This window comes from Aliiglaciecola sp. CAU 1673 (assembly GCF_029223185.1).
GTDB lineage: Bacteria > Pseudomonadota > Gammaproteobacteria > Enterobacterales > Alteromonadaceae > Bowmanella.
In genome coordinates, this window is record NZ_JARHUG010000002.1 from 211,865 (window position 1) to 225,118 (window position 13,254).

Here is a 13,254-nt window from a genome sequence, read left to right on the forward strand (position 1 = left end):
CCTTTACTAAATGTTAGCCACCGGCCAGTTTGACCTGCAGGCCCTTCTTCTCCAGTGCGGCCTTGATTTTGTCACGGTGGTCGCCCTGGATTTCAATTACATTGTCTTTCAGTGTACCGCCGGTACCGCAGAGCTTCTTGAGTTCGGCGCACAGCATTTTAAGCTCTGTTTCCGCCATTAACACACCACTGACAGTGGTTACCCCTTTACCTTTGCGGCCTTTGGTTTCGCGCCGGATGCGGGCGATCCCATCGCCACTTGGCACGGCGTTGGTGGGGGCTTCTGATTTAATACGGCCTGTCTCGGTAGAATAGACCAGATTGTTCTCTTTCATGATCCAAGCACTGTTGAAAATTTGCGGCAAGTGTACCAAGAAACCAGGTTTTTTACAGGGTATCAATAGGATAGAATCAACCCACAACAACGAACCAATGTTCCATATGACTACGTATTCTATTCGCGCCGCAGTGCCCTCCGATCAACAAGCCCTTACCCAGTTTAATCAGGCTATGGCCCTGGAAACCGAAGGTAAACGCCTGGATGAAAATGTTTTGGGTAATGGCGTGGCCGGCCTGTTAAATCAACCACAATATGGTTTCTATCTGGTGGCCGAACGCGAGGGACAGTTGGTGGGTAGCTTGATGGTGACCTATGAATGGAGCGATTGGCGCAACAGTCTGTTCTGGTGGATCCAAAGCGTTTATGTGCGTCCCGATTGCCGCCGCCAGGGCATTTACTCCGCTTTGTATGAGAAGGTCAAAGAAATGGCAACAGAGCAGGGCAATGTGTGTGGTTTCCGTCTGTATGTAGAGAAGGAAAATCTGCCTGCCCAGGCTACCTATCAAAAGCTGGGGATGGAAGAGTGCCAGTATTACATGTATCAGAGTAAAAAAGGCTGAACCGGGTTCACATGTCTATTTCCTGCGGTTAATGCACTTGAGTGATATTGAGAATGGTTCGCATTGGCGATAGTATGCTTGCCATTCTTTGTTCTAAATAAGGATCATCATGTTAAAAAAATTCCTGGCGCTGACGATTTGCTCTGTTCTGGTTGTCCCTCTGGTGCAAGCCAATGAAGTCAATTTGTATTCTGCCCGCAAGGAAGCCTTGATCAAGCCGGTTTTGGACCAGTTCAGTGCTCAAAGCGGTATTAAGGTAAATTTAATCACCGGTGATGCCGATGCCCTGATTTCCCGCATTGCCAATGAAGGTAAGTTCAGCCCTGCAGATATGCTGGTGACCACAGATGTTGGTCGTTTGGTGCGCGCCAAAGAGTTGGGCTTACTGCAAGCGGTGCAATCTGAAGAGATTGAACGTCAGGTACCCACCCACCTGCGTGATGCCGATCAACAGTGGATTGCCCTGACCATTCGTGCACGCCCCATTATGTATGCGCCTGAACGCGTGGATGTAAAGCAGCTGACGACAATGGAAGAACTCACCGATGCGCGCTTCAAAGGCCGTATCTGCGTGCGTTCCTCCAGCAATATTTATAACCAGTCGATGGTCTCTGCCATGATTGAGCAGCTTGGTGAAGAAAACACCTTGAACTGGGCTAAGGGCCTGGTTGCCAACTTTGCCCGTCCGCCCAAAGGCGGCGATCGGGATCAGATCAAAGCCGTGGCGGCCGGGCAATGCGATATTGCCATTGCCAACACCTATTATCTGGCTGGGATGCTAAACAGCGCCGACAGTCAGGAGGTGGAAGCTGCCAATAAGGTTAAGGTGCTTTGGCCCAATCAGGGCGATCGTGGCACCCATATCAATATCTCCGGTGCGGGGATCACCCGTCATGCCCCAAACAAAGCCAATGCCCAGGCATTGCTTGATTTTATGCTGAGTAAAGAAGCTCAGGCCTGGTATGCCGAGCATAACGGCGAATACCCGCTACGCAGTGATGTTGAGCAAAGTGATGTCCTTAAGTCATTTGGAGAATTTAAAGCCGAAAACATCCCTCTCGACAAAGTCGGGGCGCAAAATGCCACTGCGCTGAAACTGATGGACAAAGCCGGTTGGAAGTAGGCTTGTCTTGATACTAAAACGCCCGCACTCAGGCCCCGGGCTTTGGGGCATGCTTACCATCGGGCCAGCCTTAGTGCTGGCCCTGCCTGTATTGGTGGTGCTGCTTAGTCTCCTACAGCCACAGTGGCAGGTGTGGCAGCATCTGGCCGAGACCGTGCTCAGTGACTATGTCAAAAACAGTCTCATATTGGCTTTTGGTGTCGGTGCGGGCACCTTAGTGCTGGGCACCTGTTTAGCCTGGTGTTGCCATCATTATGAATTTTGGGGCCGCCGACCATTACAGTGGTTGTTGCTACTGCCACTGGCCATGCCAGCCTATATCATTGCTTATTCTTACACCGGCCTGCTGGATTTCGCCGGACCGCTGCAAACAGCCTTGCGCGAGGTTTTTGGTTGGGGCTATGGGGATTACTGGTTTCCGGAAATCCGTTCTTTACACGGCGCCATATTGATGCTGGTGCTGGTGTTGTATCCCTATGTGTTTATGCTTGCCAAGACCGCCTTTCGGGAGCAATCGCAAAGCCTGCTGGAGGTCAGTCGGGTGGCGGGACTTTCGCCCTTTGCGCATTTTGTAAAAGTGGCTGTTCCCCTGGCGAGACCGGCTATTCTGACCGGTACTGCCTTGGCCATGATGGAGGCGTTGGCCGACTACGGAACTGTACAGTACTTCGGCATCAGTACTTTTACTACCGGCATTTTTCGCACCTGGTTTGGTTTGGGGAATGGGCTGGCCGCCGCGCAGCTTTCAGCGTTGCTCTGCAGTTTTGTCTTACTCCTGTTGCTGCTCGAGCGCTGGTCGCGGCGCAAGGTACGCTATTTCCATCTGGGTGGACAGCATCAGGTTAAACGGGTACCGGCTTCGGGCTTCAAAGCGCTGTGGCTGTGGCTATTTTGTGCTTTGCCTGTCACGCTGGGTTTTTTGCTCCCGGTCTGCATGCTGATCCACTGGGCCTGGTTAACCGCAGAGGGGCACTGGAATTCGCGCTTCTTGGCCTTGGCTTGGAATAGTTTTTCGCTGGCGGCTCTGGCGGCACTGGTGATCTTGTTGGTAGCGCTCATTTTTGCCTACGCCCGTCGCCTCAGTGCGAGCCGTTGGGTACATGCTCCCGTCACGCTGGTGGCCATGGGTTATGCCATTCCCGGCACAGTTATCGCGGTAGGCACCATGGTGCCCCTTGTCTGGTTTGACAAAACCTTGGATGCGCTGATGCAATCCTGGCTGGGAATAAGCACTGGCCTGTTGTTGTCAGGTACTGTATTTGCCCTGATATTGGCTTATGCGGTGCGCTTTTTAGCAGTGGCCTTGCATCAGGTTGAAGCCGGTCTTGAGCGGATAAAGCCCAGTATGGACCAGGCCGGACGCACATTGGGCCTGAGTCCCCAGGGCGTGTTAACCCGTATTCATTTGCCGCTGCTAACGCCAAGTCTGCTGGGTGCGTTATTGTTGGTCTTTGTGGATGTGTTAAAAGAGTTGCCTGCCACGCTGATCCTGCGTCCCTTTAATTTCGATACGCTGGCCATCCGTGCTTATGAAATGGCCTCCGATGAACGCCTCGCCGATGCGGCTTTGCCCGCGTTGACTATTTTGCTGGTGGGCATATTCCCCGTGATCATCTTGTCCCGTGCCATCGAAAAAGCCACATCCATGGAGACTGCCGATGCTTAAGATCGATGGATTATGTCTTGCTTATGGCCAGCATCAGGTGGTTTCTGATGTGTCGTTTGCCATTCCCAATGGTGGCATTGGCTGCTTGTTGGGACCGTCTGGCTGCGGTAAATCCTCTATCTTGCGTGCCATCGCTGGTTTTGAAAGGCCTGTAGCCGGTGAGATCCTGTTGCACGAACGTCTGGTCACCAGCAATGAAACCATGCTGGCGCCAGAGAAGCGGCGTATCGGAATGGTCTTTCAGGACTTTGCCTTGTTTCCTCATCTTACCGTGGCGCAAAACGTGTCCTTTGGACTGAAAGATAAGGGCAGCGGTGCCAGCCAAGCCAGGGTCGAACAGTTGCTGGAAATGGTGGGCATGCAATCGCTGGGCAAGCGCTACAGTCATGCGCTTTCCGGCGGTCAGCAGCAACGGGTTGCGTTGGCCAGAGCCTTGGCACCCAAGCCTGATCTGTTGCTGCTGGATGAGCCCTTCTCCGGCCTGGATTTGGAGCTGAGAGAGAGTCTGGCCTCACAGGTAAGGGATATTCTGAAGTTGGAGGGGATCAGCGCGTTATTGGTCACCCATGATCAAAACGAAGCTTTTGCCATAGCTGATGAAATAGGGGTGTTGCACCAGGGCAGATTACAACAGTGGGGCAGTGCGCAGGCCCTGTATGAGCGACCGGCAAATTCCATGGTTGCCGGGTTTGTAGGCAAGGGTACGTTGTTACCCCTGTGGCAGGAATCTGGCGCCTGGCATTGTGTGTTGGGGGGCTTGGGCAATAAAGACATACAAAAGGCATCCGTTTGTCTGGTGCGCCCGGAGGATGTGTTAATGGGGGATGACGGCGTGCCAGCCACCATCGTTTCCATCAGTTACCAGGGGGCGCAAAGCCTTTGTCGGGTTGCCCTTGAGGATGGCACTGAGCTGCTTATTCGTTGCCACGGCAGGCAGTTTGTACAGATTGGCCAGGCCGTTAACCTGACATTAAACAAAACCGATTTGACGCTACTGGCGTAAGCAGATGCTTAAGTGTCCCGGCTGTGGCAGACTTCAAGACAATAGGTTGATGAGGAAGTTAAATGCGAAAGTGCAGTAGCAAGTTGGTAGTTGGGGTATTGGCGTTGTTGGTCAGCGCCAATGTCTTTGCCTGGGGACAAACAGGACACAATCTTGTTGCAGCGATTGCCTATGAGCATTTGACTCCCGAGGTGCGCACTAAGGTTGATGCGCTGCTTGCCCATAAAGGTTTTAAAAACCTTGGCAGCGCCGCCAATTGGCCGGATGTGCTGCGGGACACCAAAGCCATCGGCTATGAGCACACCGGTCCCTGGCACTTTGTGAATCTGCCCAGAGATGCCCTTAACTTTGACCGCGCGCGTGATTGTGTTAAGCCCTGTATTGTCAGTGCCTTGGAAGACATGATTAAGCAGCTCCAGGATCCTGATCCCGACAAGCAATTTGAAGCCCTGGCCTTTGTCTCTCATTTGGTTGGCGATATTCATCAGCCATTGCATGTCAGCTATGCCTTCGATCGGGGCGGCAACGACTATCAGGTCAAAGTGGATGAAGAAATGATTAATCTGCACCACTACTGGGATACTGTGGTGCTGCGTGGCGCTGGCACTGAAGAAAATATGTTGAGTCGCCTTTCTGCGCGGGTGAATGCCTCTAACCAGCAGTCCTGGCAACAGTGGCAGGTAGCATCGGTCAATCAATGGATTAACGAATCCTATGACATCACAAGGCGTATCTACGTTGGTAAAGTCAGTAAAATCTCCAACGCCCGTCAACGTCAGGATCAGAAACTGGCTCTTGAGCGCATCAAACAAGCCGGCGTGCGCCTGGCCCACCTGCTCAACAACCAACTCTCTAAGCCCTGATCCCTGCGCTTGTTCCGACGTATTGCTTTGCTCGTAAAATCAGGGGGCGAAGTATGCAGATTGCAGTGGTAGGTGCGGGATTTAGCGGTAGCCTGGTTGCCCATAGGCTCAGGCAGATGGGGCATTACGTCAGCGTGCTGGAGAAATCCAGGGGTTGTGGCGGTCGCAGCACGCATAAGCGTCTGTCATGGGGCGTTGCCGATATGGGCGCAGGGCTGGTGCGCACCAACGATCAGGCATTTATCAATTTTCTATCCCAGTTTGAGGCTGAAAAGCTGGTGCAGCAATGGAATGTGCCTGCCTACAGCAATGATTCTGGCTGGTCTCCCCTGAAAGATAACGCCAGGCACTATGTTTTCGCCCCGGGCATGAACAGCCTTTGCCGGCATTTGCTTGAAAACATAGATGTCACCACCGAATTCCGAGTGCAACATCTGCAGCAAAACAAAAAGGGCTGGTTGCTATGGGATGATCAGGTGCGTTTTGAAGGGCCTTTTGACTGGGTCATACTGACCGCACCCTGGCCGCAAACCTGTCCGATTTTGGCGCCGCATATTGCGGATTTGCCTGCGCTGGACGAGCAGCACTGGTTAAGTTGTTGGTCGGTGGCATTGCAATTGAGTAAACCATTGGATACCCCCATCCAATTGGCTTATCCGGCGCACGGCAAAGTACAAATGCTGGTAAAAGACAGTGCCAAGCCCGGTCGCAAGGGTGAAAATGAGGTTTGGGTGCTGCAGTTTGCTCATGATTATTCGGCGTACCTGAGAGAAAACGCCAAGGAAGATGTCTGGCTCTTGGCAGCAGAGGCACTGACATCCCTGTTCGGACTGAAAAACCTATCAATAGAAGGTCATTACCAGCACTACTGGCACTACGCCAGAGCCAGCAGAAGTGCACCTTTGCCGGGTATTGTGATGCATCCGCAATTGGGGTTGGCGGCGCTGGGCGATTGGTCTACGGGCGGCTCCCTGGATGCCGCCTGGCGCGCCACAGAGGGCTTTTTTGCAAGATGGCAGGAACTATCCTGAGACTATTCCACCTCTTTCATGAGCAATGCCGACAGCGCACCGATAAAGCAGAGTAGCCCCAATAATAACACCACCATGGGTACAGACCAGGCCGCCAGAAACGATGTGATTGCGCCCATACATAACAGCAGCAGCCCAATGATGCTGTTGCTGACGGCGACATAATCTGTGCGTTGATTACCCTCAGCCATATCCACCAGATAGGTTTTTCGCCCGATCCGCACACCGGCATGGGCGATGCTGAGCAAAAAATACAGCAGGGCAAAATGCCACACGCCGTCAATAGCCAGCCAGTATTCAGACACAAATACCAGCAAACAGCAGCTAGCAGCGGCCATGGCGGCTTTAAACAGCACCAATCGACTGGAGTTGTCGGCCATAAAGCCCCAAACAGTCGCGGACAGACTGCTACCCAGGCTACCGGCCAATAAAAACGCACCAAAGGTGGACAGTGCCTGATCTTTGCCTTGTGCCAGCAGGATAATAAAAGGAGCCGACAAGCCTGATCCCATGACGAGTGCACGGGACAAAACAAAGTGACGAAAAGTAGGGTCCCGCCCCAAAAGGGATAACCCGTTCTTTAATTGCGCCATAGGGGCCGTTTTTTGATCTTGCTCCCCCGCGGGCTCACGGATTTGGTAAAAGAGGGTGGCGGCTACAAACCACAGGGAAGCGGCAAAGAGTAATAACAGCAAATACTGATGTTGTGCGTTGTCTTCCTGGTGCTGCAAGAACACTAAACTTACGCTAACGGTAAGCAGACCGGCAAAGGTGGCGGCAATGCCTGAGAGCCGCCCCCGGCGCTTCTTGGGAATGGTTTTACCAAGAATGTCCTTGCTGGTCAGGGAACAAACGCTCCTGGCCAGGCTAAACATGGCCAGTAGCGTCAGCACACAGATGCCGGCAATATCAGCCGGTAAGGCCCACACCGACCAGGCCATGCCAAGTACGCTGAGCCCCTGCAATCCCGCGCCCAAAACCCACAGCTGTCTGCGGTAGGCAAAGCGCTTAACCCAGGCCTGGACAAATATTTGTGGCAGTAAGGAGCCGGATTCGCGCACCGGCACCAAATAAGAAATGATGGACGCAGACACACCAATACTGCCCAATAACCAGGTCAGCACGATTTTAGGCGAGGAGAGCAGGTCACCAAGCTTGGTCAATATCTGGCTACAGACAATCAACGAGAAGTTAAGGCCGAGCGCCTTTTGGGCTGGGGCTTGCAAATCATTGTTGTCGGCATCGACTTTAGCCTGGGCCAGCAATCGATAAAGTCGATGACTGAAGGGTGGGCTGTTCATTCGTTTGTGCCGTAACATAGTGTAATATCTTTAAAAAACAATATATCAGCTTGCACATGGGTTCCATGCTTGTTGCAGAACTTGATAAGCTGGTTGCAAAGTTCGGTGGAGCGAAAATCATGTCCAGTTGTCAGCAGTGCGAGTGCGAGAAGGCCTTAGGCTTTGAAATTGCCATGGCCTTTCAGCCCATAGTGGACATTCAGCAGCGCTGTATTTTTGCTCACGAAGCCTTAGTCCGGGGCCCCAATGGCGAAGGGGCAGGGACGGTGCTATCCAAAGTCAACGATGAAAACCGTTACAGCTTCGATCAAACCTGTCGGGTCACTGCCATTCGTATTGCCAGTAGCTTGGATAGGGACGCCAAGATCAGTATCAACTTCTTGCCCAATGCGGTGTATGAGCCGGCGGCTTGTTTAAGGGAAACACTCAAGGCGGCCCATGAATATGATTTTCCAAGGGAAAATATCATCTTTGAAGTGACCGAACATGAGCGCATAGACAGCAAGAAGCTGATCGAAATTTTCTCCACTTACCAACAACGTGGTTTTTTGACTGCCATCGATGATTTTGGTGAGGGCTTTGCCGGATTGAACTTGTTGGCGCAATTCCAACCCAACATTCTGAAACTGGATATGCTCTTGATCAGAGATATTCACAAAGACAGTGCCAAGCAGGCGATCTTAAAAGGGATCGTACTCACTTCCAGTCTGCTCGGTATCACCGTGCTGGCAGAAGGAGTGGAGACCCGTGAGGAATACCTGTACCTCAAAGATCACGACATTCGCTATATGCAGGGCTATTACTTTTGCCGACCACAGTTTATGGCTTTAGCCAAGACCGAAGAGGTATTAAAGGTCCTTAATGATTAAAGCATTCTCTCGCTGGATCCAGGAAAACCTGGCACAGCCTGCGACCACAGACCAGCAACAGCGCCTGGATCTGGCCGCCGCCGTGCTCTACTGCGAAATTGTCAGGGCTGATAATGTGCTTGCTGAGGAAGAGCGAAGCATGATGGTCAAATTACTGAAGCAGCAATTTGCTCTCAGTACTGAACAAGCTGATACGTTGGTAACGCAATCTTCTGAAAAGGCTGAACATTCTGCCGATCTGGTCAGCTTCACCCGTCAAATCAATGCCAAGTGCGATGTGCCGCAAAAAATCCGGATCCTTGAAAACCTCTGGCACCTCGCCTTTGCCGACAATCATCTGGATGCCCATGAGGAGCACCTAATCCGCCGTATCGCCGATTTGCTGCATCTTCCCCATAGCCAGTTTATTAAAGCCAAGCTGGAGGCCAAGCCAGAGGCCAAGTCTTCAGAATAAAGTGGTTTGTTCGCTCAGGGAGGGGAGATCCAGCTTTACTTGAGCCTGTGGCCAATGGTTGAAGAACTGCTGGGCCAGCCAGGGAGCCAAACCGTTATCCGGCATATGAAAAAACATAAAGGGCTGTTTGCCTTCCTGGATCCAGCTTGCCAGTTTGGCGCGCCAGGGATTAAGAAAAGCCTGATTTTGGGCAAGCTCAGGATGACCGACAAAGCGCACGACAGGGCGATTGCCAGTGGCAATCACATTCACCGGCACTCTGGGTTTTTTCTGTTTCACTTCGGCTATCAGCCCGCTGTTTTTCTCGCTGGCAAACAGCCCGCGGGTATCCATTATCACCCGATTAACGTCCTGCTCCATTAGCAAGCGATTAAGAGCTATCTCAGCTTCACCTTTTTGGAAAAAGGCCGGATGGCGTACTTCAACGCCATAGTGAAAGTCCTCTGGCAGATGCTGCAAAAAAGCGGATAAACGGGACAAATGCTCAGGACCAAAGTGGGCAGGCAGTTGCAACATCAGGCATCCCAGCTTCTCCTTAAAGCCGGCAAACAACTGCAAAAAGTCATGGGTTTCCGCTGCCACGTCGACAAGTAACTTCTGATGGCTGATGTGTTGATGAAACTTAAAGCAAAATTGAAAGCCATCGGGTACAGCCTCCATCCAGCGTGTCATCTGTTCGCGGCTTGGTACTTGATAAAAGGTGGTATTGCCCTCCACCGAATTAAAGGTGCGCGCGTATTCTGACAGCGTACTGTTTTTTACAAACCCTTGTTTGGCCCAAAAGGGATGTTGCCACATGGGGCAGCCATAAAAGAGCCTGTTTTGCTTGTTTGAAGCGGTTGGATTGATCGCAAACTCCTTTAGCTAAATTGCAATAATACGCTGATGTTAAAGGCACTAATCAAGCTGTGCTTTAACCGCGATTTGTTTATACTATGCGGCCTTTATTCTATTGCCTTTCGCCGCTGGAAAAGAAGAGCCCGCCAGCGAAAGGCACGGCAGGTAAATGCCTGCCGACATCAGCCAAGACAATTAACTAGGTAGGTTTCATGCGCACAGACTATTGCGGCAATATCAATGCCTCTCATATCGGACAAGAAGTCACTCTTAGAGGTTGGGTTAACCGCCGCCGCGATCTGGGCGGCGTGATCTTTTTGGATCTGCGCGACCGCCAGGGCATTGTACAGGTGGTGTACGATCCCGACCTGCCTGAGTTATTCGACATGGCCAACAAAGTACGTGGTGAGTTCTGCGTGCAGATCACCGGTCTGGTGCGTCCCCGTCCAGAGGGGCAGGTTAATAAAGACATGAGCACCGGCGAAATCGAAATCCTCGGTAAAGGCCTGACCATTTTAAACAAAGCCGCGCCATTGCCGCTGGACTTTAATCAGGAAAACTCCGAAGAGCAGCGCCTGAAGTACCGTTATCTGGATCTACGCCGTCCGTTGATGACCCAGCGCCTGATGTTCCGTGCCAAAGTCACCGGCGCCGTGCGTCGCTTTATGGAATCCCAGGGCTTTTTGGATATCGAAACGCCCATCCTGACCAAGGCCACGCCGGAAGGTGCCCGTGATTATCTGGTGCCAAGCCGCACCCACAAAGGCGAATTCTTTGCCCTGCCACAATCGCCACAGCTGTTTAAGCAGCTGCTGATGATGTCCGGCATGGACAGGTATTATCAAATCGTGAAGTGTTTCCGTGACGAAGATCTTCGCGCCGACCGTCAGCCTGAATTTACCCAGATTGATATTGAAACCTCTTTCCTCGATGCCGAAGGCGTAATGGCCATTACCGAGGCCATGATCCGCGATTTGTTCCAGCAAATGCTGGAGGTGGACTTAGGCGAATTCCCGCGTATGACCTACGCCGAAGCCATGCGCCGTTTCGGTAGCGATAAGCCGGACCTGCGTAACCCGCTGGAGCTGACCGACGTGGCCGATTTGGTCAAAGACGTTGAGTTCAAGGTGTTCTCCGGCCCGGCCAATGATGCCAAAGGCCGTGTGGCGGTGATTCGAGTGCCGGGTGGCGCCAGCTTGTCCCGTAAGCAGCTGGATGACTATGGCAATTTTGTCGGCATTTATGGCGCCAAAGGCCTGGCCTGGATGAAGGTCAATGAACTGGCCAAAGGCGCCGAAGGCATTCAGTCTCCCATCCTTAAATTCCTCGGTGAAGACGTGGCCAAGGCCATTATCGAGCGCGCGGGTGCACAGGATGGCGATATCCTGCTATTTGGCGCCGACAGCAAGAACGTGGTCACCGAAGCCTTGGGCGCCCTGCGTCTGAAGCTGGGTGAAGATCTGCAGTTGCTGCAAGGTGAGTGGCGTCCGCTGTGGGTAGTGGATTTCCCCATGTTCGAGGAAATCGACGGTCAGTTGCATGCGCTGCACCACCCCTTTACCTCTCCCCGTGATATGACCCCTGAGCAGCTGGTCGCCGACCCGGTAAACGCTATCTCCAATGCCTACGATATGGTGCTGAACGGTGTTGAACTGGGTGGTGGTTCGGTGCGTATTCACGACCAAGCCATGCAGGCCCAGGTGTTTAAAATCCTCGGTATCAGCGACGAAGAAGCCGAGCTGAAATTCGGCTTCCTGCTCGAAGCGCTGCGCTACGGTGCGCCGCCGCACGCCGGTCTGGCTTTCGGTCTGGATCGTCTGGTGATGCTGATGACTGGTGCTACCTCGATTCGTGATGTGATGGCCTTCCCCAAGACCACCACCGCCGCGTGCCCGCTGACCGATGCACCATCCCCGGCCAATCCGGATGCACTTAAGGATTTGGCTATCCAGGTCCACAAGCCTGCCTGATGCCCTTTAAACGGCCAGAATCAGTATTGGTGGTCATCTATGACGATGACCACCAGGTACTGATGTTGCAGCGTCTCGATGATCCTCACTTCTGGCAGTCGGTCACCGGGTCCCTGGAGGCAGGGGAAACTCCCTTTCAGACCGCCCTGCGTGAAGTCAATGAAGAAGTGGGCATCGATATTGAAGCCCAAGGCTATGCTCTTGTGGATTGCCGCCTGGTCAGCCAATACGCCATTCGTGAAGCCTGGCGCTATCGTTATGCACCCGAAGTGACAGTTAACACCGAATACCTTTTTGCCCTGAAGGTCAAAAAGGGCCAAGCCGTCGAGCTTTCCGAGCATAGCCAATATCGCTGGTTGCCGGCTAAAGAGGCGGCGGCCCTTGCCTGGTCACCCACCAATCAAGAAGCGATTCTGCGTCTGTTAAGCCAAGAAACACAGGAGTCGTGAGCATTGAGCATTATCCTTGGCATTGACCCAGGCTCACGGGTAACCGGCTATGGCATTATTCGTCAGCGCAGCGGCGTTTTTGAGTACCTTGGCAGTGGCTGCATCCGGTTATCGGGCGAGTTGCCTGAGCGCTTAAAGCAGATATACGATGGGGTAACGGAGATTATCAGCCAGTTTGGCCCCGATCTCTTTGCCATCGAACAAGTGTTTATGGCTAAAAACCCGGATTCAGCGCTCAAATTGGGGCAGGCGAGGGGCGCGGCCATTGTGGCGGCAACCAATCAGCATCTGCCTGTCGCGGAATATTCGGCCAGGCAAATTAAGCAGGCGGTGGTGGGTAAAGGCAGCGCCGAGAAAAACCAGGTCCAGCATATGGTGGCCTATTTGTTAAAGCTTCCGGGCCAGCCCCAGGCCGATGCGGCCGATGCCCTGGCCGTGGCCTTGTGCCACGGACAAACCCAACAAAGCCTGATTCGTATGGCCGGCCAGGCCAGCAAAACCGTGCGCGGCCGACTTCGTAAGTGAACCTTAGAGAATAAGAAAGTGAACCACGGAGACACAGAGAGCACGGAGATCTTAAGGGGTTTAGCTATTGCTCTCTCTGCGTCCTCTGTGTCTCTGTGGTTCAAAAAAATTAAGAACATTAAACCGATGACAAAGACATGTCAGTAAAACCGCTAAGGCTGTAGTCGCAACAAGTAGGTAAGGACAGAAAACCACAGAGACACAGAGAGCACGGAGATCTTAGGTTGTGTTATTTTTTGAATCTCTCTGTGTCCTCCGTGTCTC

General features: G+C 52.7%; 14 protein-coding genes. 11 read left to right on the forward strand and 3 right to left on the reverse strand.

The genetic code is table 11. The features are described from left to right. Positions 1-13: 13 nt before the first annotated feature. A complete protein-coding gene (gene yciH / locus P2G88_RS02740; protein ID WP_275794110.1) occupies positions 14-334 on the reverse strand; it encodes a stress response translation initiation inhibitor YciH in 321 nt (106 codons plus the stop codon). A gap of 106 nt (positions 335-440) precedes the next feature. Here yciH and P2G88_RS02745 point away from each other — a divergent pair, with 106 nt between their 5' ends. From P2G88_RS02745 to P2G88_RS02770, 6 genes are all read left to right on the forward strand, one after another. Continuing rightward, positions 441-899, forward strand: a complete 459-nt coding sequence (locus P2G88_RS02745) for a GNAT family N-acetyltransferase (RefSeq protein ID WP_275794111.1) — start codon at positions 441-443, stop codon at positions 897-899. Between the two features lie 109 nt (positions 900-1,008). Further along, entirely contained in the window at positions 1,009-2,022 is a 1,014-nt protein-coding gene (locus P2G88_RS02750) for a Fe(3+) ABC transporter substrate-binding protein (protein ID WP_275794112.1), read from the forward strand. 49 nt (positions 2,023-2,071) lie between these two features. Then, positions 2,072-3,688 (forward strand): iron ABC transporter permease, encoded by a 1,617-nt coding sequence (locus P2G88_RS02755; protein ID WP_275794113.1) that lies wholly within the window; start codon positions 2,072-2,074, stop codon positions 3,686-3,688. After that, positions 3,681-4,691 carry an ABC transporter ATP-binding protein gene (locus P2G88_RS02760; RefSeq protein WP_275794114.1) on the forward strand — a complete coding sequence of 337 codons (1,011 nt, stop codon included), beginning with the start codon at positions 3,681-3,683 and terminating at the stop codon, positions 4,689-4,691. The genes P2G88_RS02755 and P2G88_RS02760 overlap by 8 nt, the downstream gene beginning before the upstream one ends. Positions 4,692-4,753: 62 nt before the next feature. Then, a complete protein-coding gene (locus tag P2G88_RS02765) occupies positions 4,754-5,554 on the forward strand; it encodes a S1/P1 nuclease (protein ID WP_275794115.1) in 801 nt (266 codons plus the stop codon). 53 nt (positions 5,555-5,607) lie between these two features. Next, entirely contained in the window at positions 5,608-6,585 is a 978-nt protein-coding gene (locus P2G88_RS02770; RefSeq protein WP_275794116.1) for an NAD(P)-binding protein, read from the forward strand. A 2-nt stretch (positions 6,586-6,587) separates the two neighbouring features. On the opposite strand, the gene P2G88_RS02775 is transcribed toward P2G88_RS02770, so the two are convergent. Further along, positions 6,588-7,886 carry an MFS transporter gene (locus P2G88_RS02775; protein ID WP_275794118.1) on the reverse strand — a complete coding sequence of 433 codons (1,299 nt, stop codon included), beginning with the start codon at positions 7,884-7,886 and terminating at the stop codon, positions 6,588-6,590. Between the two features lie 119 nt (positions 7,887-8,005). Between P2G88_RS02775 and P2G88_RS02780 the strand changes: the two genes are divergently transcribed. Further along, a complete protein-coding gene (locus P2G88_RS02780) occupies positions 8,006-8,755 on the forward strand; it encodes an EAL domain-containing protein (RefSeq protein WP_275794119.1) in 750 nt (249 codons plus the stop codon). Then, the gene (locus P2G88_RS02785; protein WP_275794120.1) at positions 8,748-9,209 is read left to right on the forward strand and encodes a TerB family tellurite resistance protein; all 462 of its coding nucleotides are present in this window, start codon (positions 8,748-8,750) and stop codon (positions 9,207-9,209) included. The genes P2G88_RS02780 and P2G88_RS02785 overlap by 8 nt, the downstream gene beginning before the upstream one ends. Here the strand turns inward: P2G88_RS02785 and P2G88_RS02790 are convergent. Next, positions 9,201-10,007 (reverse strand): DUF72 domain-containing protein, encoded by an 807-nt coding sequence (locus tag P2G88_RS02790; protein ID WP_275794121.1) that lies wholly within the window; start codon positions 10,005-10,007, stop codon positions 9,201-9,203. The genes P2G88_RS02785 and P2G88_RS02790 overlap by 9 nt on opposite strands. 251 nt (positions 10,008-10,258) lie before the next feature. On the opposite strand from P2G88_RS02790, the gene aspS reads away from it, so the two are divergent. The 3 genes from aspS to ruvC are packed head-to-tail and all read left to right on the forward strand — an operon-like array spanning position 10,259 to position 12,990. Beyond that, a complete protein-coding gene (aspS, locus tag P2G88_RS02795) occupies positions 10,259-12,016 on the forward strand; it encodes an aspartate--tRNA ligase (protein WP_275794122.1) in 1,758 nt (585 codons plus the stop codon). Then, positions 12,016-12,465, forward strand: a complete 450-nt coding sequence (gene nudB, locus P2G88_RS02800; RefSeq protein ID WP_275794123.1) for a dihydroneopterin triphosphate diphosphatase — start codon at positions 12,016-12,018, stop codon at positions 12,463-12,465. Before aspS ends, nudB begins: the two co-directional genes overlap by 1 nt. Positions 12,466-12,468: 3 nt before the next feature. Beyond that, positions 12,469-12,990, forward strand: a complete 522-nt coding sequence (ruvC, locus tag P2G88_RS02805) for a crossover junction endodeoxyribonuclease RuvC (protein ID WP_275794124.1) — start codon at positions 12,469-12,471, stop codon at positions 12,988-12,990. The last annotated feature ends 264 nt before the right edge of the window (positions 12,991-13,254 follow it).

Coding starts and splice junctions, on each gene's coding strand:
- P2G88_RS02775 (WP_275794118.1), bottom strand. CDS start 7,886: ATGAACAGCCCACCCTTCAGTCATCGACTTTATCGATTGCTGGCCCAG.
- P2G88_RS02765 (WP_275794115.1), top strand. CDS start 4,754: ATGCGAAAGTGCAGTAGCAAGTTGGTAGTTGGGGTATTGGCGTTGTTG.
- P2G88_RS02745 (WP_275794111.1), top strand. CDS start 441: ATGACTACGTATTCTATTCGCGCCGCAGTGCCCTCCGATCAACAAGCC.
- P2G88_RS02750 (WP_275794112.1), top strand. CDS start 1,009: ATGTTAAAAAAATTCCTGGCGCTGACGATTTGCTCTGTTCTGGTTGTC.
- nudB (WP_275794123.1), top strand. CDS start 12,016: ATGCCCTTTAAACGGCCAGAATCAGTATTGGTGGTCATCTATGACGAT.
- yciH (WP_275794110.1), bottom strand. CDS start 334: ATGAAAGAGAACAATCTGGTCTATTCTACCGAGACAGGCCGTATTAAA.
- P2G88_RS02790 (WP_275794121.1), bottom strand. CDS start 10,007: ATGTGGCAACATCCCTTTTGGGCCAAACAAGGGTTTGTAAAAAACAGT.
- P2G88_RS02770 (WP_275794116.1), top strand. CDS start 5,608: ATGCAGATTGCAGTGGTAGGTGCGGGATTTAGCGGTAGCCTGGTTGCC.
- P2G88_RS02755 (WP_275794113.1), top strand. CDS start 2,072: ATGCTTACCATCGGGCCAGCCTTAGTGCTGGCCCTGCCTGTATTGGTG.
- P2G88_RS02785 (WP_275794120.1), top strand. CDS start 8,748: ATGATTAAAGCATTCTCTCGCTGGATCCAGGAAAACCTGGCACAGCCT.
- aspS (WP_275794122.1), top strand. CDS start 10,259: ATGCGCACAGACTATTGCGGCAATATCAATGCCTCTCATATCGGACAA.
- P2G88_RS02780 (WP_275794119.1), top strand. CDS start 8,006: ATGTCCAGTTGTCAGCAGTGCGAGTGCGAGAAGGCCTTAGGCTTTGAA.
- P2G88_RS02760 (WP_275794114.1), top strand. CDS start 3,681: ATGCTTAAGATCGATGGATTATGTCTTGCTTATGGCCAGCATCAGGTG.